The sequence below is a fragment of the Mucilaginibacter sp. SJ genome, from assembly GCF_028993635.1.
Taxonomy (GTDB): Bacteria; Bacteroidota; Bacteroidia; order Sphingobacteriales; family Sphingobacteriaceae; genus Mucilaginibacter.
The window spans coordinates 3,758,413-3,776,865 of record NZ_CP118631.1; the positions used below are offsets into that span (position 1 = coordinate 3,758,413).

Consider the following 18,453-nt stretch of genomic DNA (forward strand, 5'->3'; position numbering starts at 1 on the left):
ACCAGTCGAAGCATGGTGGATAGGCCTCTGCGCGCGAGTCTTCGACAGGCTCTGACTGACAGGCCCTCTTTTGTCATTTCACCTTCAGAGGCCTCCGGATTTTACCTCCTCAATGACATAACTGTTTAAAGTTCGTCCTAACAAAAAAATCCACCCCGTAACAGAAGGTGGATTTTTTTTGATATATAGTGAAACTATACCCTTAAAGGGATTTAGTTGCTCATTTTAGCTATGTTGAAGCTTTCGTAAGCCATTTGCCTGTTATAATCGTTGGCGATAGTTTTATAGTTGATCAGGTCGACAATGGTACCGATGAAACAAAAACCAGCTGTGAAAAAATAAAGGATACCCATACCGATCTGATCAGTCATGAAACGCTGTACACCTGATACACCAAGGAAACCGGCAAGCGTTGCAAACATGATATCCTGTGGGTTACGCCTTTTACTGGCATAAAATGACATAAAAGTGCGGGCCTGATCTTCTGTTAATGAGGCAGTGGCCTGTTGCAGAAATGTATATTCTTCGGGAGTGATACCGTCGAAAGACATATATGGATTTTGATAAGCGTTCATCTTAGTAAGTTTTTTAAAGTTTGTGATTGTTTTATGATATAAAGGTACAGCGCGCCCGGTAAAACGCCTAAGGGAGATAGGTTAGCGGAGATAAGTAGTCGGTGAAATGATGAGTTTTGGCGGTAAAAAGTGGCCTGGAAATCTTATCGATGATAGGAGTAGCAATAAAATGTCATTGCTGTAAGAAACCACCTGAGAAATCCCGGAAAAAACCGTGATGACGTATAAAGTATATTTTGGCGATAGTGCGCTGGGGCCGCGTTAGTGATAGGAGCGGATACCGGCCAATGTCATTAAGTTAAGAGATTGACAAGCTGCACCAGAGGTGCAAAAGGTTTGTAGAAACCATTTTGAATAGATTTTTGGTGTGCCAGCGGTACACAACTCCGGTGTTCCGTACCTCTGGCACGGTTGTTATCGGTATAATATTTTGCTACAAACCTGTTCCCCCTCTGGGGGATTTTCCTTAACTTAATGACATTGGGATACCGGCCTTGTGGCTAATGCCTGTGCAGTATGAGCGGATAGCACGCAGGCAACGCTCCAATTTATAATATCGATCAAAAACGCACCTAATTTAGGTAAGGCTCTTAAACTGATTCCTTTCCAGCAGCCTCGCTTTGGTAAGCACATAAATCCGGTTAAAGATCACGGCCACGGCAGGGATGCCAAGCCAGTGGGCACGGAACGAACTGCTGATATCGCCATGGAAAAGATAAATAATACTATGCCCAAGGCCACAGCCGGGACACCAGCCAATGCCCATTAGTTTAAGTGGGCACAGGGTAAAGTGCGATGCTTCGGTCGGCGAGGTCATCGCCAATGAAAGCATCGCCGCTATCCAGAACAACAGTTCAAAATATTTTGAAAAAAACCGCTTAATCAAGTTTGTTCGCTTTGTTGGTGAATAATAATGATACCGCGAAGGCGAGCAGTACCCCAACTATTAACGCACCAAAAATCCGTTCAGAAAAATCCTTTATGTTAGCACCCGCCGACGATACGTAGCTGATATAAAGTATTGAGCCGAAAACGGCGATGATGCCGCCTACAATTAATATTTTAAAGCTTTGAAAAAGGGCTTCCAAAAAGCCCATCTGGCCATTACACTCGTTTTTTCGATAACTCATGATACCGAAAAAAAGCCCGATAGCCGGTATAATAAATGAAAAGTATTCGACTGGGGCCACAACGTCTTTTTGCGGCATAACGCCAAGCCGTGGCATAGCAAAGATCCAGATAATACTTAGTACGCCGATGATACCCCCTGATAACACTGCATTCTTCATAATTATATAATTAAGATTGATTTATAAATCGGTATGCGCGTTTACATACATAAATTTATCATTAAAAAGTAAATAAGCCCTCATATTGTTTGCATTAATTTTTAGCCCAACGCTTTTTTATTTTGGCTTTTCTTTTTTGTTTATCTTTGCCGCGATTTGAACATCCGTGATATATTAGACAGATATAAGGCTGATGACCGGATAAAAGCGTTGGCTACCGCGCTTAACGCATCAAAAAATCCAAGGGTACAGCTACGTGGTTTGGTGGGATCAAGTGATTCGGCCATGGCGGTAGCATTGTATTTTTTGCAGCACAAACACATGGTATTTGTACTGCCCGACCGCGAAGAAGCAGGCTATTTCCAGGCCGACCTGGAAAACCTTACCGGTAAAGAAGCCCTGCTGTTCCCTTCATCATACCGCAAACCATTTGAATTTACCCAGCCCGACAGCAGCAATGTGCTTGCCCGTGCCGAGGTTTTGAACGAACTTAACCACAGCACCGAATATGGCCAGCTCATTGTAACTTATCCCGAGGCCCTGGCCGAAAAGGTGATCGATCGTTCATCGCTTGAAAAAAACACCCTCGAAATAGCTGTTGGCAATAAGCTCAGCATCGATTTTATCAACGAGTTTTTGATAGAGTATGATTTTGAGCGCGTTGATTTTGTATATGAGCCGGGGCAATTTTCCATCCGTGGCGGTATTGTTGATATCTTCTCTTTTTCGCATATGCTCCCCTACCGGGTGGAGTTTTTTGGTGATTTCATTGAGTCGATCCGTACGTTTGAAATCGAGAGCCAACTATCGGTTGAGCATGTTAAAAGCATTACCATTGTTCCCAACGTACAATCTAAATTTCTAACGGAGAATAATATCTCCCTGCTTGAATATGTTGAAGCAGGTACACAGGTGTGGATCAAAGACGTTCAGTTTACGCTGGACATTATCCAAACCGGTTATAAAAAGGCTGTAAACCTTTGGAAAGCCCTCTCTGCAGATGAAAAAGCACAAAACCCTGATTGGATAGACCCCAAATTTGGTTTTACCGACGAAAAGCTAATAGGCGATCAATTGCATGATTTCCCTGTGGTAGAGTTTGGAAAGCAGTTCTTTTACCATGACGCTACCACTATCAATTTTGATATGCGCCCGCAGCCATCGTTTAATAAGGACTTTACGCTGCTCATTCATAATTTCAAAAACAATGAGGCTGACAAGATAGAGAACTTCATCTTTACCGATTCGGCCAAACAGGTTGAGCGTTTATACGCCATTTTGGACGACCTGGACAAAACGGTAAAATTTACACCGGTAAGCATCTCCATACGCGAAGGCTTCATTGATCACGAGCAAAAGATAGCCTGCTATACCGATCACCAGATCTTTGACCGTTACTATAAATACAAAACCCGCAAGGGCTACCAACGTTCCCAAGCTATTACGCTCAAGGAGCTCCGTGACCTTAAACCAGGCGACTATGTTACCCATATCGACCACGGTATAGGCAAATATGCGGGTTTGGAAAAGGTTGATGTGAACGGCAAACAACAGGAAATGATCCGCCTGATTTATGCTGATAACGACCTGCTGTATGTGAACATTAACTCACTTAACCGCATCTCCAAATTCAGCGGTAAAGAAGGCTCTGTTCCCAAAATGAACAAGCTGGGTACCGACACCTGGGAACGTTTGAAGAAAACAACAAAAAAAAAAGTTAAGGACATAGCTCGCGACCTGATCAAGCTTTACGCCCTTCGTAAAGCCCAGCATGGCAACGCCTTTTCGCCCGATAGCTACCTGCAAACCGAGCTGGAGGCATCATTCCTGTACGAAGACACTCCCGACCAGGAAAAAGCCACTGCCGATTTCAAAAAAGATATGGAGTCGCCCCACCCTATGGACCGCCTCATTTGCGGCGACGTAGGTTTTGGGAAAACTGAAGTAGCTGTCCGTGCAGCTTTCAAAGCCGTTGCCGATAGCAAGCAGGTGGCCATTCTGGTACCAACAACCATCCTGGCGGCGCAACACTATAAAACTTTTACCGACAGGCTCAGGGGTTTTCCTGCCAACATTGATTATGTTAACCGCTTTAAATCAACCAGGCAGATCAAGGATACTCTGGAGAAGCTAAAAGAAGGGAAAGTAGATATTATCATAGGCACACATCGTTTGGTAAGCAAGGATGTGAAATTCAAAGACCTTGGCCTGATGATCATTGACGAGGAGCAGAAGTTTGGCGTATCGACCAAAGAGAAGTTGAAACAGATGCGCGCCAATGTGGATACGCTTACTTTAACGGCTACCCCAATTCCCCGTACGCTGCACTTTTCGTTAATGGGTGCACGTGACCTTTCTATCATATCAACTCCGCCGCCAAACCGCCAGCCGGTTGTTACCGAGCTGCACGTATTTAATGATAAGTTAATTAAGGAGGCTGTTGAATTTGAAATTGACCGCAGCGGGCAGGTGTTCTTTATCCACAATCGTGTTGCCGACCTGCCGCAACTGGGCGGCATGATCCGTAAGCTGGTTCCTAAAGCACGTATCGGCATCGCTCACGGCCAATTGGAAGGTGACGACCTGGAAGATGTAATGCTTAAATTCGTAAACCACGAGTATGATGTGCTGGTGGCTACAACCATTATCGAAGCCGGGTTGGATATTCCCAATGCCAATACCATCATCATCAACTACGCCCATATGTTTGGCTTGAGCGACCTGCACCAGATGCGCGGCCGTGTGGGCAGAAGTAATAAAAAAGCGTATTGTTATTTGCTAAGTCCGCCTTTGTCAACGTTAACCAGCGAGGCCCGCAAACGCCTGAGTGCCATTGAAGAGTTCAGCGACCTGGGCAGCGGCTTTAATGTGGCTATGAGGGATTTGGACATCCGCGGCAGCGGTAACCTGCTTGGCGCCGAACAAAGCGGCTTCATTGCCGAAATAGGCTTTGAAATGTACCACAAGATTCTCGACGAGGCTATACAGGAACTTAAAGACGATGAGTTTAAAGGCGTATTCCCCGAGGATAAGCCCCGCCCCTACATTTCTTTTACCCAAATTGATACCGACCTGGAGATCCTCATCCCCGATGAGTATGTAACCAATCTCTCCGAGCGATATAACCTGTATACCGAGCTTTCCAAACTGGAAAACGAGGTAGAATTACAAGCCTTTCAACAAAAACTGAACGACCGTTTTGGGCCTGTACCTGAACAGGTTAACGGGCTGCTTAATACCCTGCGGTTGCAATGGCTGGGCAAAGCAATTGGCTTTGAAAAGATCTCACTCAAGAAAAACGTTTTGCGTGGCTATTTTATCACCAACCAGCAATCAAGTTACTTTGAAACCGAGGCATTCCGTAATGTGCTCGACTTTGTGAAGAATAACCCAAGGCGCACTAATTTGAAAGAGGTTAAAAACACGCTCCGTTTGGGCATTGAGGGAATTGATAGCGTTGACGAGGCGGTGAGGATGCTGAGCGAGGTGGCGGGGATAATATAATCAACCCCTGTTGTCGTGGGGACACTACAACATACTATCTTTCTTCTCCCGCGTTGAACATATGTTTTGGATTAAACATTGCTAAAAAAAGTTGTCGTGAGGACACGACAACCGGGAGGGGAAAGGCATGGAAAATTGTACCCCGTTGCCGTGTCCCCGCGGCAACAGGTATGCAAAGGAACTTACATCACATCCATATAATGTATTAACCAATCAAACTTTTTATCCTCCTGCCCGTAAAACGAACATGATGAAAAGTAATAGTTATTTGGATCATCAGTTAAATTCCAATGTGCCTGTAATGGGTTGAGGTGAATGTAATCCAGCTTTTGCTCTAACATTTTCCGATCAAACACCCTTATGGGCAACGAGTTGGTTTGCCAAAACAGGTAGTTTCTGTTTTTAAATCCGTCTTAAACTTTACCAGTAAAGGGTTATCTGTCGCTCGCAACTCATGCAAAAACTGATGCCCCGTAAACTTCATAAAACTGGCAAATGGCTTTTCTTTGCCATTCATTTGCGATCCGGATCAAATCAAGTGGATGTGATTTGGCATGATTACAAAGCCATAAATTTCTATTTTCTTTTGCTTAACGAGATGAATCAGGCTATTTAAAACAATGTGTTTAAACTTATCGGATTGAAGCAGTGGAATCCACTTGTTGATTGTCGCGGTATAAAAATAGATCTCATCAAATTCCATTAAATAAACTTAATAAGAATTAGGGAATAATTGTATTTCAGGCATGTTGTCGTAAGGATACGACGGATATTATAAGCAGTAAAACACCGAAAACAATAAATATTCTTTTCATCGAAATACAGGCCACTTAAATATTACTGTTCAACCTATAACAATAAAGCTACCGATTTTCAAAGGTAGCTTTACTATAAAATAAGTCTCTCTGTAAATTAATAAACCGCTAAGCTGTAATTAAGCGTTTGTCCTTCTTCCAAAAACAAATTCGGCGCTTTTGCTTTATCCGAATCGTTGATAACGCCGTCGTTATTGGTATCTTTAAATTTCACTGAACCGATGGTCGCTGCAGGTGTTTGTTTAGGGCTGCTGTCAATATCGGCCTGGGTTTTAAAAATACCTATCGGAATCAGTCCGTTGTAATAGCTTTTCTGGGTTCCCTTTTCAGCAACAATGTAATACTCTCCTATATAGTCAACTACTGCAGTCGCTTTCCCTGACGCATCTGTAGTAAGTGTATATGAAGGTGCTTCCCCGGTATTGGGTTTATTTACACCATCATACAGTTTTACTGTTGCACCTGCCGATGCAGCGCCGGTTTGGCCATCAGTTATGGTAATAGCAACGGTTGAAGTACCTGGCCCTTTTTTATCACATGAAGAAAACAAAAACGATGCTGCTATGCAGCCTGATAAAAGTAAAGATGTATATTTCATAAATCCTAAAACGAAACAAGGGAGCTATTGTTTTAATCAGTTGTTAAAAAAATTACCCGTAATGTACTATGCCTCAATAGCAACTGTCACATTTCCTGTTCTGGTATGCTTATTCCTATCCTACTTTTTTATAAATATCCTTTAAATTACGCCCCAATTCTTTATAATCGAGACCATAACCTATCACAAACTCATTTTCAATTTCAAAGCCCACATACTTAAGTTCTTCGATCTTTTTTTGCAGGGAAGCAGGTTTTAATAATAACGAGCATAGCCTCAATGAGGCAGGCTCCCTTTCTTTCAATTTCTGGATTAGATAGTGAGCCGTATTGCCCGTATCAACAATATCTTCAATAATAAGTACATCGCGGCCCTTAATATCAACCGTTAAATCAATATCTTCCCGTATTTTTAGCGTACTGGAGGTGCCGCCATAGTATGATGCTAATTTGGTGAAGTTAATTTCGCAGGGAATGCTCACTTGTTTGATCAGGTCGGCTGTAAAAAGAAAGCTGCCGCTGAGTACCCCTATAAAAACGGGTACGCTATTATTATAATCTTCATTTAATTGTATGCCAATGGCTTTAACACGTTCTTCAATTTTTTCGGCAGTTAGTAGTATCTCAAATTCCAGATCGGCTATTTGTTTTGTCATTTGGTTTAGTTTGTTTTTTAAAGGCAGTATAGTTCCGCCGTTTACATTTAACCCCGGCGAAATTTGATTTTAAGCGCCTAAAATACTATTAATCACTTACAATAGCGTGAAAAATAATTGTGACATATAAGCTTATCTTTGCAGCCGAATGATTGACTATCAACTTTATACTTTGCCTAATGGTATCCGCATACTGTATAAGTACTGGCCATCGGCAATTACACATTGCTGCTTTATTGTAAACGCGGGATCGCGCGATGAAGCTCCGGGACAGGAAGGCCTTGCCCATTTTATTGAGCACCTGCTGTTTAAAGAAACCGAACGCCGTAACACCAGCCAAATCCTCAACAGGCTTGAGCTTGTTGGCGCCGATCTTAACGCTTATACCACTAAGGAATATACCTGCATCCACGCATCATTGCTTAACCAGCATCTTGACCGCACTATGGATCTTTTTGAGGATATATTATTTCATTCCACGTTCCCGGATGATGAACAGGAGAAAGAGCGCGGTGTCATTTTAGATGAAATAGCCTCCTATCTTGATCAGCCGGAAGAAGCCATACAGGATGATTTTGAAGAGCTGCTGTTTAAGGAGCACCCTATGGGGCAAAACATTTTAGGGACGCCCGAAACCGTTGGCAGGCTTAACGGGGACGACATCCGGGGGTTTATAGCGGCAAACTATAATACAACCGAAATGATCTTTGCTATACACGGCAATTATGAGTTCAGGAAACTGGTGGCCATGTCTGAAAAGTATTTCGGCCATGTGCCTTTAAATGAGCTTCAAAAAAATCGGGTAAAGCCCGTACAAAGTACGGGTAGTGTCCATATCGTTAACAAACCTATCTCACAAACGCACTGTATTATAGGCACACAGGCTTATTCATTGTCGCATGAGCATAAATGGGGCTTATTATTGCTTAACAATCTCCTGGGCGGGGTGGGCATGAGCAGCAGGCTCAACCTCGAGATCAGGGAAAAACATGGTATAGCATATACCGTCGAATCAAATTACACGCCTTTAACTGATACCGGCATCTTCTCTGTTTACTTTGGTACCGATACCGAAAAAGCGAACAAAGCTTCAAAACTCATTCATAAGGAGCTGAAAAAGCTGCGTGAACAAAAGCTGGGCACATTGCAATTGCACCAGGCCCGGCAAAAGTTTATCGGGCAAATAGCATTAGCGGAAGAAAACCGCATGAGCCTCATTATTGCCATGGCCAAAAGCATGATTGATTTTAACCGTGTTGACACACTCGAAGAGATCTTTGCAAAAATTAACCAGGTAAGTGCCGAGCAATTACTGACCATTAGCAATGAAATTTTTGATAATAACCGCTTGATCACTTTGCTATTTGAGCCTAAGCAATAATCCTTTATTTTTGCAAGATGAAGTATCCTATCATTGCCTACGGTGATCCTGTTTTAAGAAAGAAAGCAACAGCTATTGAGCCCGACGAGTATCCGCATATAAAAGAACTGGTTGAAAATATGTTTGAAACCATGTACGCGGCCCGTGGTGTTGGCCTGGCAGCGCCGCAGGTAGGCATGTCAATGCGTTTATTTGTTGTGGATGCCACCCCCTTTGATGATGACGAACCGGAACTGAAAGATTTCAAAAAAGCGTTCATCAATGCTACCATACTGGAAGAAACCGGTGAGGAATGGGGTTTTAACGAAGGCTGCCTGAGCATTCCGGATATCCGCGAGGATGTATACCGCAAGCCGGTTGTACGCATGTCATATTATGATGCAGACTGGAAACACCATGAAGAAACTTTTAAGGGCATGGCCGCACGTGTTATCCAGCATGAATATGACCATATTGAAGGCAAACTGTTTACCGATAAGCTAAGCCCGCTGCGTAAACGGCTTATCGAAAAGAAACTTAACGATATTTCAAAAGGCATGGTTGATGTTGATTATAAAATGAAGTTTCCCAACATTAAAAAAGGAAGATAATTCTTTACCCAAAGCATATGAAGAGCCGCTACACAGCGGCTTTTTCTTTTTGTATGTTTTTATAAATATTTAACTACGCCTGTAAAAATTACAATACTATACCACTGCATTAAACCAATCGGCGTAATTTCGGTCTTTGTTTTGGCATTTTTAATGCGTTATATTTACACAACCAATCATAAAAATCATAAACCAATGACTACCAGACGATCTTTTCTAAAAACTTCGGCGCTACTTTCAGCAGGCCTGTTGGCAGCTCCTAATTTGTTTGCATATGATAAAAAATATATAGGCTTACAATTATATACTGTGCGTGATGCAATGGCTGCCGACCCTGTTGCTGCATTGGCAAAGGTTGCCAAAACAGGTTTCACATCTGTTGAAGGTGCAACTTATACCGGTACCGAATTGTTTTATGGCATGCGCCCCGGCGATTTTGCAAATGTTTTAAAACAAAACGGCCTCATCATGCCAAGCGCGCATTACCGTTTAGGCGAAGAGCTGGTTAACGGCGAACAACAAAAAGGAACCATCATGAACGACTGGAAAAAAGCCGTTGATGACGCTGCCGAAGCCGGTGTGCAATACATGGTTTGCGCATATCTTTCACAATCTGAGCGCGGCAATCTTGACCATTATAAAAACGTGGCCAATATGCTTGATATAGCCGGCGAAACCTGTAAAGGCGCAGGTATCCAGCTTTGCTATCATAACCACGACTTTGAATTTATACAGGAAAACGGTAAATACCCATACGAGATCCTTTTGGAGAACACCGATAAAAACCTGGTAAAAATGGAAATGGACCTGTATTGGGTTAATAAAGCAAACCAGGATCCAATCGCCCTTATTGATAAACACCCGGGCCGTTTCCCGCTGTGGCATGTTAAGGATATGGACAAAACCCCTGAAAAGAAATTTACTGAAGTTGGAAACGGGGTTATCGACTTTAAAAAGATCTTTACCCAGGCTAAAAAATCGGGCCTCAAATATTTCTTTGTTGAGCAGGATGTTTGCCCGGGCGATCCGTTTGTGAGCATTGCACAAAGTATCAGCTATATTAAAAAGAACCTGGTGTAATATTGCTTTTACACTGATATCCTGAAGGCCTGCATTTAAAACAAATGGCAGGCCTTTTTTATTCTACAAGGGCAAATTGATTTATAACACATTTAACGGCAAAGGAAAATGAGCGCAACCATAATCAAATACCTCATAGTCATTTTGATGGCTTCGCTTCTTTTTGCCTGTGTTGCTGAAGCGCAAACCGATAAACAGCCGCTTCAGGTTACACAGCGGCATGTTACCTGCCTTTAAAGGTTGGGCGGGACCTGAAGCTCAATGATGAGCGGTTCTCTTTTTGCCCCTGTTCCTACGCTCCCTGAACCGGTTAAAGAAAATAAAAGCCAGCAAACAAAGCACACAACCGCAAATGCCATTCAGGCGCAGGCCATAATCGTTGCCCGGGTCTTTTCCGTAAATGGTTAAAAACGCAAACAATGCAATACCCAGTGTTTGGCCCAGTTTTACAAACAGGTATTTAACCGCAAAAAACATCCCCTCGCGATTCTCGCCGGTACGTTTAGCCTCGTTCTGTGCTATTTCGGCAAGTATTGCATTGGGCAAAATACCCAGCGAGGCCAGCGGAAACGATGCACTGATAACCAGCGTATAGATTTGCACCTGCGGTGTAAATGGAAGTTTGCCCAGGAAAAATATCGCTACAAAAATTAAACTCAGTAACCCGAACGAAAAAAGCACAATAGGTTTTTTGCCGATCTTTTGCGACAGGTAATTAACCAGCGGATAAAACAGCAGTGATACCAATACCATAGTAGCCATAAGCTCCCCGCCCATAGACTCGGGCAGATTTAATAACGATTTTAAAAAAAACAGTAAGCCGCTTGATATGATGCTTAATGCCATATAGTACGAAAAATCGGATATCAGGTAATATTTGAAATTCCGGTTTTGAAAGGTTTTTTGAATAGCCGGCAGCAGCGACAAATGCGAGGGGTGACCGTTTGAATACCGTTTTTCGTCAATAGCGAATACAGGTACGAGCATTACCAGCCCGGCAAATATGGCCAGCCCCCAAATGGTGTACTGTACGGAGGTATCGCGATTGGGGATACCGGCAAAGCGTTGTACCCAGTCGGCAAAGTTATTGACCATGGCCGATAGGATAATCCCTATTACAAAACCCACCTGCTGTAATGATGAAAGCTTAACCCTTTCGCTACCCGTGCGTGTAAGCTCGGGCAGCAGGGCGTTGTACGGGATAATATAGGCCGTAGCGCCCATAAAAAAACAGATGAGCGTAAAGGTAAGCCAGTAAGCGTTATGGATACTTTCGCCTTTTACCATGGGGTAAAAGGTTAATCCGCAAAATAAAGCGGCAGGTAAAACAGCCCATTGCATAAAAGGGATGCGCCGCCCACGACGGTTTTCGCTTTTATCACTTAGCGAAGCAATAAAAGGATCAAAAAAAGCATCCACCAACCGCCCGGATGCTGTGATTACCGACATGATATTGAACAGGCCAAAAAGCAGCAATTGAGGTACCAGCGTAGTAAGCCCGGCATTGTTTGGCGGCAGGTAAAAGTAAGGCAGCATCACAATGATAATATTGGTCATGATGCTCCATCCTATCATTCCGCAGGCATAAGCAAGCTGTTTGGAAAGTGGTAGTTTATTGGCCGGCATTTAATGCAATATGCAAATATTACATCAATATATAATGGCGGTTTACCATGCGGATTGAAAAACAATAAATAAAAAATTTTCACACTAATTTTTACGTATTAATCGAATTACACGAATTGAATCAATTTAAGATTCGTGTAATTCGATTAATTGTGAAGAGCTTGCAAAGCATTTGTGTAGAAATTTTCAGTATGAGATTAGTAAAACAGATGGAATTATTTTAAACGCGACTTCCCTGACCTGTTCTTTACAACCCTGCATAATAATCATAACCCTGTTCGGCCCAGTAATCCCGGGGGCGGTTATTGCTGAAAGTAATGCTGCCTATCCGTTTCAGGTTTTTGATGCCATATTTTACAGGAATAATGAGCCTTAGCGGTGCGCCATGCTTTGGAGGTAAGGGTTTTTCGTTAACCTCATAGGCCAGCAGGGTTTGCGGGTGCATAGCGCTTGGCATGTCAACGCCCACGTAATATTCCTTGTCGGGCGTTTCCATGCCAACATACTCAAACCGGGTTTCGGCATCAAGCTTAAAGTGAGCTATAAAATCGCTGAATTTTACACCGCCCCAGTGCGAAATCTGGTCCCAGCCCTCTACGCACTTAAAATCATAAATAATCTCCGTTTTAGGGAGCTTTCTTATTTCGTCAATACCGATATTCAAAACCTCACCGCTTTGTTTTTTTACCGACAATTTCCAGTTGTCTACATCAATCAAACCCTCCGAGCCTATATCACTGTTATGACGCACTACTTTGGCGGCCATTTCTTTAGGATAAGTTTTAACCCGGTTTTTATTGCTGTATAGCTGGCGAACCACCTTTTCATTGGCATTAAGCACCGCACGCAATGGCTTGTGGGCATCTCCTGTTATGCCCGGCACCTCATTGGGTGAAGTATACAACCAGCGCCAGCCGCCATATGCGGCACCTCCCAATACCAGGAAGCTGCCGAAGGAGATAAAATTGCGACGGCTGATCTTTTGCTCAACGGTAAGCTCCTTTTTGGGGCCTTTATTTTTGCTGAAAACCTTATTCAGTTTTTTCGTTAGTTTCATCGTTTTGAATTTGAATAGCGGGCAGTGGTTTTTCATCTATTACCTCAAACCCCGAGATAACCGATCTGAAGTTGTTCCAGCCGGCAAGTATTACCTGAACAACATGCACCAGGAAAAACAATACATAACCAATGGTGAGCACAAAATGCCAGATGCGGGCCAAATGGTAACCTCCGCAAATCCAGGCCAGGTAATTAAATTGCACCGGCTTATAAATAGCCAGTCCTGTTATCAGCGAGCCAAAGCCCATGACAATAATTGCTGTGTAGGCAATGCGCTGGGCTGCGTTGTATTTATTTTGAGGGGGAGCCATTTTGCGGATATGCAGGTCGTGCAAAACCACCAGCCAGGCTTCTTTAAACGAGTGCCGGTTTGGCACCAGCTCCCTCCACTGGCCCGATATTATGGTATATGTAACATACAGAAAGCCGTTCAGCGCAAAAAACCACATAAACAAAAAATGGAAAGCCATACCCTCGGCCAGCCGCCGGGGAATGTGCAGCGCATCATAAAAGCCCTGCGGAAAAAAGCGAATAAAAGTAACACCGAAGAGCGTGAAAGTGTAAGTATCATTGGCCCAGTAAATGAGTAGTCCGCTCCAGATCATGATGGTAAGGATGGGAAAGTTTACCCAATGCGTCCAGCGCATTAACAGCGGGTGTTTCTCTTTAATTATCTTCATCTAAATGCTCTTAATGCCATTCAACACAACTATTGTATGTTTTTATCTTGTTGCCCAACATCTGCTGTTATTTTGAACAGGCTTTTCGATGCTGCCAAAACAGCGCCGTTGCTTGTATTTTGCACAAAACCTATTACTTCCCATCCCCGGGCCTCAACCCCGGCAGGTAAAGCAATAGTTGCGCTGCCATTGTTTTTGTTTAAAGGCATGGTTTGCAGGTTTCGTACAATTTGAGCGTGGGCCAATGTCCGGCCGCCGTTTTCACCACGCTCAACTTTTACAACAGCTTGTTTTTGAACCAATGCCAATGATATCACACTACGTGCGTTCCCGGTATTGCCTTCAACTTTGTATTGTACCGAAGCTGTGTTATTCGCGTTAAGAGTAACACTTAAGTTTAATTGAACATTGCCGCTCCCCTGCAAGCCGCTTTTAATAGCACTGCCTAAACGCTCCTCCTGCGAGCCTACAAACTCCGTTTTACCATTAACCACAATTTGCGGTGTGTAAACCTGCGACAGGTTTAACCAACGCGCATATTCATTTTGCCGTTTGGAATAATCGGCACTGCTAAAAACGTCTTTCCAGCCCAGGCGGTTCCAGTAATCAACATGATAAGCCAAAATGTAAACCGGCTTATCCCCTATTTCTTTTTGAACTTTAGCTACCAGGTCATCGGCCGGCGGGCAGCTTGAACAGCCTTCGGAAGTGAACAGTTCTACCAAAGCAAAACCTTTACCATTAAACTTTAAATTATCGGCCTGGCTGGTTTTAGCTCCGCTTTTGCAATTTATAAATGCAACTGAAATGATTATTGCACCTATAACAAACGGCATAAACGCGAATACTTTGATCTTTCTCATTTCACTTAGATTAGATGATATACGTTTTTTACTGCTTTGTCGGGTTTATGAGGATAACCTTACAATAATTTCTTAGTTTTTGGCTGATATAAATATCGGCATAATAAGCTCAAATCAAGACATGTAGCGTAACTTAGTAATCAGCAGGAAGGCCTTGGATTAAAATAAAATAAATTTGAACTTATTTTGTAAGGATTAAGCCCCGCGCCCGACTAAACCTGTAATTGTATTAGCATTACCGCATTTCATGTTAACCGAAACTAATGTATTAAACCCCCATAAATGGGTTACCGCCTATGCCGATTACCTGTACATATACGCCATTGTACGCATCAATGATGAGGATACGGCCAAAGACCTGGTACAGGAAACTTTTTTGGCAGCCCTTGAAAAAGTGGACCGGTTTGAGGGCAAAAGCACCGAACGAACGTGGCTTACCGCTATACTTAAAAATAAGATTATTGATGTATACCGCAAAAAATCGTCTGGTTTGGCTATAGCTTCGGCTAATAAAGCAGCTCAGGAGCAGGATGATTTTTTTGAGGAAGACAATGGGCACTGGAAAGCTGAATATGCTCCTCAGCGCATCGCGGCAATGGATGATCAGGACCCATTGTTAAAAAAAGAGTTGAACGGCATCCTGCAAAAATGCCTGCAAAAATTACCTGCCCTGTGGAATGCGGTATTTACCATGAAACACATAGACGACGCGGCTACCGAAAATATTTGCACCGAACTGCATGTTAGCCAGGCCAACTTCTGGGTTATCATTCACCGGGCAAAAGTTAACCTGAGAGCTTGCCTTCAAAAAAACTGGAATTAAACCGAAATGAGCTATTTAAAAAAAATTATATATAACTGTAAAAAAGCTACTTTTCTCATCGAAAAAAAGCAGCTTAAACGGCTTAGCTTCCGAGAGGAAATGGAACTTCGCATTCACCTGGCTGGTTGCGGCGTGTGCGTATTATACAATAAACAAAGCCGCGTTATTAATGATATGGTGCAGCAGCTATTTCATAATTCGCTAAAAAACGAGCTGAAGCTTGATGATACTTTTAAAGCCGATTTGCAGGCAAGGATTGAGGAGGGATTGAGGTAATAAGATTTTTCACGAATGAGAAGAGCGAATTAAAAATTTCTACACGAATTATTTGCACATTATACACAATTATTCGAATTACACTAATTCAGGTTGTATCGCTTAAATAATTACTCTTTGCGATTCGAAAGATGGTTTACCAAAGTTTAGAACGATGCCAAGTTTAAGACCGGAAGCTTTCAGGTAGTTTAGTGTTTGTTTAAGATGCGGATCAATAATATTACCGCTGGTTTTTACTTCGAGTATGATGTTATCATAAACTACAAAATCGGCAAAAAAGTAGTGCTTTAACTCCTGTTCTTTATAGATTATTGTATAAGGTTTTTCACGCGTAAATGGAATATCAAGCCTGGTAAATTCTATTTCAAGGGCATCCTTATAAACAGCTTCAATGAATCCGTGTCCCAAAACTTTATGAACTTCATAACAAGCGCCAATTATTTTAAATGATTCCTCTTTAAATAAGATAGCCATACGTTGATAAGGTTTATTATACTTCGTTTAATCGAATGTATTGATTTTGATTTAACAATTCGTGTAATTAGTTAATTCGAATAAATTCGTGTAGAAATTTCTTTTCTATGTTATCAACAACTCTGAACCCATCCTTAATGATTATCCCTATCCTTCGTATCCATTATAATAGTTACCGGGCCATCGTTCAATAAGCTGATCTTCATATCGGCACCAAAAATGCCCGTTGCTATCTTTTTGCCAGTTAATGTTTCAAGCGTTTGAACCATTTGTTCATACATCGGGACAGCCTTATCCGGCTTAGCTGCCCTCAAAAACGACGGGCGGTTTCCCTTTTTAGTTTGGGCAAAGAGGGTAAACTGGGAAATCAACAGTATATCTCCATTAATATCGCCAAGGGCTCTGTTCATGAGGCCGTTCTCGTCGCCAAAAACACGCATGCCCGTAATTTTATTGGCCAGCCATTGCAGGTCTTCGGCGGTATCGGCATCTTCAATTCCTAATAACACCAAAAATCCGGCGGCTATTTCACCCGTTATCTTTCCGTCTACTGTGCAGCTTGCCTGGGTAACGCGTTGTAGTACAACTCTCATATTTTTTACACGAATTAATTTATGTTGGTCACAATTTAGGCGAATTTCACTAATCATCTACCTTATATAAAGTAATTCGTGCAATTCGATCAAATTCAAGTCATCATAAAAAGCATTCGTGTCAATTCGTTATCATTAGTGCAATTAGTGCTAATTCTATTCGTGTAATTAGTGCGTAATTAATTAAGTTCGCAACCGCTATTATGTATATCTAATTAATAGGATTTAAAATGAGTACAAAAAAAGGCTTCACTACCACCATATTACATGCCGACCGGCTTGGCAAACCCGAGCATGGTTCATTACATAAACCCATCCACACTTCTGTAACCTACGGGCACGAGGATGTACAGGACCTGGTTGATATTTTCCAGAATAAAAAAAGCGGTTATGCTTATTCGCGCCAGGGCAACCCTACTATTACCGCCCTGGAGCAAAAGGTAACCCAAATGGAACATGGGGTATCAAGTATCGCTTTTTCAACTGGTATGGCAGCTATTTCGGCAACGGTAATGGCCCTTATAAAAGGCACCGACCATATTGTGGCCAGCTCGTTCTTGTTTGGGAACAGCCGCAGTATTTTCCAAACATTTATTGATATGGGCATCAGCATTGATTTTGTTGATGCTACCTCGGTTGATAATGTACACGCAGCAGTAAAAACAAATACCCGCATGGTGTTTGTTGAAACCATTGCCAACCCGGCTACTCAAATTGCCGACCTTAAAAATATTGGCGATCTGTGCGAAGAAAAAGGCATTATGTACGTGGTTGATAACACCATGACCTCGCCATACCTGTTTAACCCGGTTAATGTTAAAGCCAGTTTGGTGATCAACTCGCTTACCAAATACATTGGCGGTCATGGCAACGCGCTCGGTGGCGCGGTTACGAATACCGGCTTGTTTGATTGGGCAAACTATCCAAACATTTTCCCGGGATTTAAAGCAGCTGTAAAACCAGAGAACCTGGGTATGACCCAGATCCGTAAGAAAGGATTACGTGACGCCGGCGGTACTTTATCACCCGAGGCCGCGCACACAATATCTGTCGGCGCCGAAACCCTGGCCCTGCGCCTTGACCGTGCCTGCAGCAACGCTTTGGCACTGGCTAAATACTTCGACAACCACCCGAAAGTTAAAAAGGTATTTTACCCGGGCGTTGAATCGCACCCTCAGCACGCCCTTGCCGGCGAGCTTTTTTCGCGTTATGGCGGTTTAATGAGCATCGAGCTTGATGAAAGTATCGACTGCCTGGCATTTTTAAACAAACTGAAACTGGTTGTAAAATCAAGCAACCTTGGTGATACGCGTACCCTGGCCATCCCTGTAGCGCAAACCATTTTCTTCGAGCTTGGAGCCGAACGCCGTGCTGAAATGGGCATCCCCGAAAGTATGATCCGCCTGTCGGTTGGTATTGAAGACCTCGACGATTTACTCGACGATTTCAAAACCGCTTTAGGCGAATAAATATTAGGCCTTGTGTTATCCACAAGGCCTTTTTATTGCCCCCGCCAACACCTTTCTTATTTACATTTTAAATAACTTTGATTAGCCATAGGGGCCAATAAAT

19 protein-coding genes are annotated in these 18,453 nt (G+C 42.8%); 8 read left to right on the top strand and 11 right to left on the bottom strand.

Translation table 11 applies throughout. The features are described from left to right. Window positions 1-212: 212 nt before the first annotated feature. From MusilaSJ_RS15115 to MusilaSJ_RS15125, 3 genes are all read right to left on the bottom strand, one after another. A complete protein-coding gene (locus MusilaSJ_RS15115) occupies window positions 213-575 on the bottom strand; it encodes a TM2 domain-containing protein (protein ID WP_091210286.1) in 363 nt (120 codons plus the stop codon). A 577-nt stretch (window positions 576-1,152) separates the two neighbouring features. Beyond that, window positions 1,153-1,461 (bottom strand): DUF2752 domain-containing protein, encoded by a 309-nt coding sequence (locus tag MusilaSJ_RS15120; protein WP_274985784.1) that lies wholly within the window; start codon window positions 1,459-1,461, stop codon window positions 1,153-1,155. Further along, window positions 1,454-1,864 carry a DUF4199 domain-containing protein gene (locus MusilaSJ_RS15125; protein WP_274985785.1) on the bottom strand — a complete coding sequence of 137 codons (411 nt, stop codon included), beginning with the start codon at window positions 1,862-1,864 and terminating at the stop codon, window positions 1,454-1,456. The genes MusilaSJ_RS15120 and MusilaSJ_RS15125 overlap by 8 nt, the downstream gene beginning before the upstream one ends. A 156-nt stretch (window positions 1,865-2,020) precedes the next feature. Between MusilaSJ_RS15125 and mfd the strand changes: the two genes are divergently transcribed. Next, complete coding sequence (gene mfd, locus MusilaSJ_RS15130) at window positions 2,021-5,368, top strand: transcription-repair coupling factor (RefSeq protein WP_274985786.1); 3,348 nt, start codon at window positions 2,021-2,023, stop codon at window positions 5,366-5,368. Between the two features lie 912 nt (window positions 5,369-6,280). Here mfd and MusilaSJ_RS15135 read toward each other — a convergent pair. Together MusilaSJ_RS15135 and hpt are read right to left on the bottom strand one after the other, a co-directional pair. After that, window positions 6,281-6,781, bottom strand: coding sequence for a hypothetical protein (locus tag MusilaSJ_RS15135; protein ID WP_274985787.1), 501 nt, complete (start codon window positions 6,779-6,781; stop codon window positions 6,281-6,283). A 115-nt stretch (window positions 6,782-6,896) separates the two neighbouring features. Next, window positions 6,897-7,436 (bottom strand): hypoxanthine phosphoribosyltransferase, encoded by a 540-nt coding sequence (gene hpt / locus MusilaSJ_RS15140; RefSeq protein WP_274985788.1) that lies wholly within the window; start codon window positions 7,434-7,436, stop codon window positions 6,897-6,899. 151 nt (window positions 7,437-7,587) lie between these two features. On the opposite strand from hpt, the gene MusilaSJ_RS15145 reads away from it, so the two are divergent. The 4 genes from MusilaSJ_RS15145 (at window position 7,588) to MusilaSJ_RS15160 (ending at window position 10,724) form a co-directional block, all read left to right on the top strand. After that, on the top strand, window positions 7,588-8,817 hold the full coding sequence (locus MusilaSJ_RS15145) for a M16 family metallopeptidase (RefSeq protein ID WP_274990457.1): 1,230 nt from the start codon (window positions 7,588-7,590) through the stop codon (window positions 8,815-8,817). Between the two features lie 17 nt (window positions 8,818-8,834). Then, entirely contained in the window at window positions 8,835-9,407 is a 573-nt protein-coding gene (gene def, locus MusilaSJ_RS15150) for a peptide deformylase (protein WP_091176101.1), read from the top strand. A gap of 195 nt (window positions 9,408-9,602) precedes the next feature. Beyond that, the gene (locus tag MusilaSJ_RS15155; protein ID WP_274985789.1) at window positions 9,603-10,487 is read left to right on the top strand and encodes a sugar phosphate isomerase/epimerase family protein; all 885 of its coding nucleotides are present in this window, start codon (window positions 9,603-9,605) and stop codon (window positions 10,485-10,487) included. 108 nt (window positions 10,488-10,595) lie between these two features. Beyond that, a complete protein-coding gene (locus MusilaSJ_RS15160) occupies window positions 10,596-10,724 on the top strand; it encodes a hypothetical protein (RefSeq protein WP_256337577.1) in 129 nt (42 codons plus the stop codon). 21 nt (window positions 10,725-10,745) lie between these two features. Here the strand turns inward: MusilaSJ_RS15160 and MusilaSJ_RS15165 are convergent, their stop codons facing one another. The 4 genes from MusilaSJ_RS15165 to MusilaSJ_RS15180 all read right to left on the bottom strand — a co-directional run bounded on the left by MusilaSJ_RS15165 (window position 10,746) and on the right by MusilaSJ_RS15180 (window position 14,715). Then, on the bottom strand, window positions 10,746-12,113 hold the full coding sequence (locus tag MusilaSJ_RS15165; RefSeq protein ID WP_274985790.1) for an MFS transporter: 1,368 nt from the start codon (window positions 12,111-12,113) through the stop codon (window positions 10,746-10,748). Window positions 12,114-12,360: 247 nt separating this feature from the next. Next, a complete protein-coding gene (locus tag MusilaSJ_RS15170; RefSeq protein ID WP_274985791.1) occupies window positions 12,361-13,170 on the bottom strand; it encodes a molybdopterin-dependent oxidoreductase in 810 nt (269 codons plus the stop codon). Next, entirely contained in the window at window positions 13,145-13,852 is a 708-nt protein-coding gene (locus tag MusilaSJ_RS15175; protein WP_274985792.1) for a cytochrome b/b6 domain-containing protein, read from the bottom strand. The genes MusilaSJ_RS15170 and MusilaSJ_RS15175 overlap by 26 nt, the downstream gene beginning before the upstream one ends. Window positions 13,853-13,881: 29 nt before the next feature. Continuing rightward, entirely contained in the window at window positions 13,882-14,715 is an 834-nt protein-coding gene (locus tag MusilaSJ_RS15180) for a DUF1223 domain-containing protein (RefSeq protein WP_274985793.1), read from the bottom strand. Window positions 14,716-14,962: 247 nt separating this feature from the next. Between MusilaSJ_RS15180 and MusilaSJ_RS15185 the strand changes: the two genes are divergently transcribed. Both MusilaSJ_RS15185 and MusilaSJ_RS15190 read left to right on the top strand, forming a co-directional pair. Next, window positions 14,963-15,538: a sigma-70 family RNA polymerase sigma factor gene (locus tag MusilaSJ_RS15185; protein ID WP_274985794.1), complete on the top strand. Its 576-nt coding sequence runs from the start codon at window positions 14,963-14,965 to the stop codon at window positions 15,536-15,538. 6 nt (window positions 15,539-15,544) lie between these two features. After that, complete coding sequence (locus MusilaSJ_RS15190; protein ID WP_274985795.1) at window positions 15,545-15,814, top strand: hypothetical protein; 270 nt, start codon at window positions 15,545-15,547, stop codon at window positions 15,812-15,814. 102 nt (window positions 15,815-15,916) lie between these two features. On the opposite strand, the gene MusilaSJ_RS15195 is transcribed toward MusilaSJ_RS15190, so the two are convergent. Continuing rightward, entirely contained in the window at window positions 15,917-16,288 is a 372-nt protein-coding gene (locus MusilaSJ_RS15195; RefSeq protein ID WP_274985796.1) for a GxxExxY protein, read from the bottom strand. A 134-nt stretch (window positions 16,289-16,422) separates the two neighbouring features. Beyond that, entirely contained in the window at window positions 16,423-16,881 is a 459-nt protein-coding gene (gene dtd / locus MusilaSJ_RS15200; RefSeq protein ID WP_274985797.1) for a D-aminoacyl-tRNA deacylase, read from the bottom strand. A gap of 230 nt (window positions 16,882-17,111) precedes the next feature. Here dtd and MusilaSJ_RS15205 point away from each other — a divergent pair, with 230 nt between their 5' ends. Continuing rightward, window positions 17,112-18,350, top strand: coding sequence for a cystathionine gamma-synthase family protein (locus MusilaSJ_RS15205; protein ID WP_274985798.1), 1,239 nt, complete (start codon window positions 17,112-17,114; stop codon window positions 18,348-18,350). Window positions 18,351-18,453 lie beyond the last annotated feature (103 nt).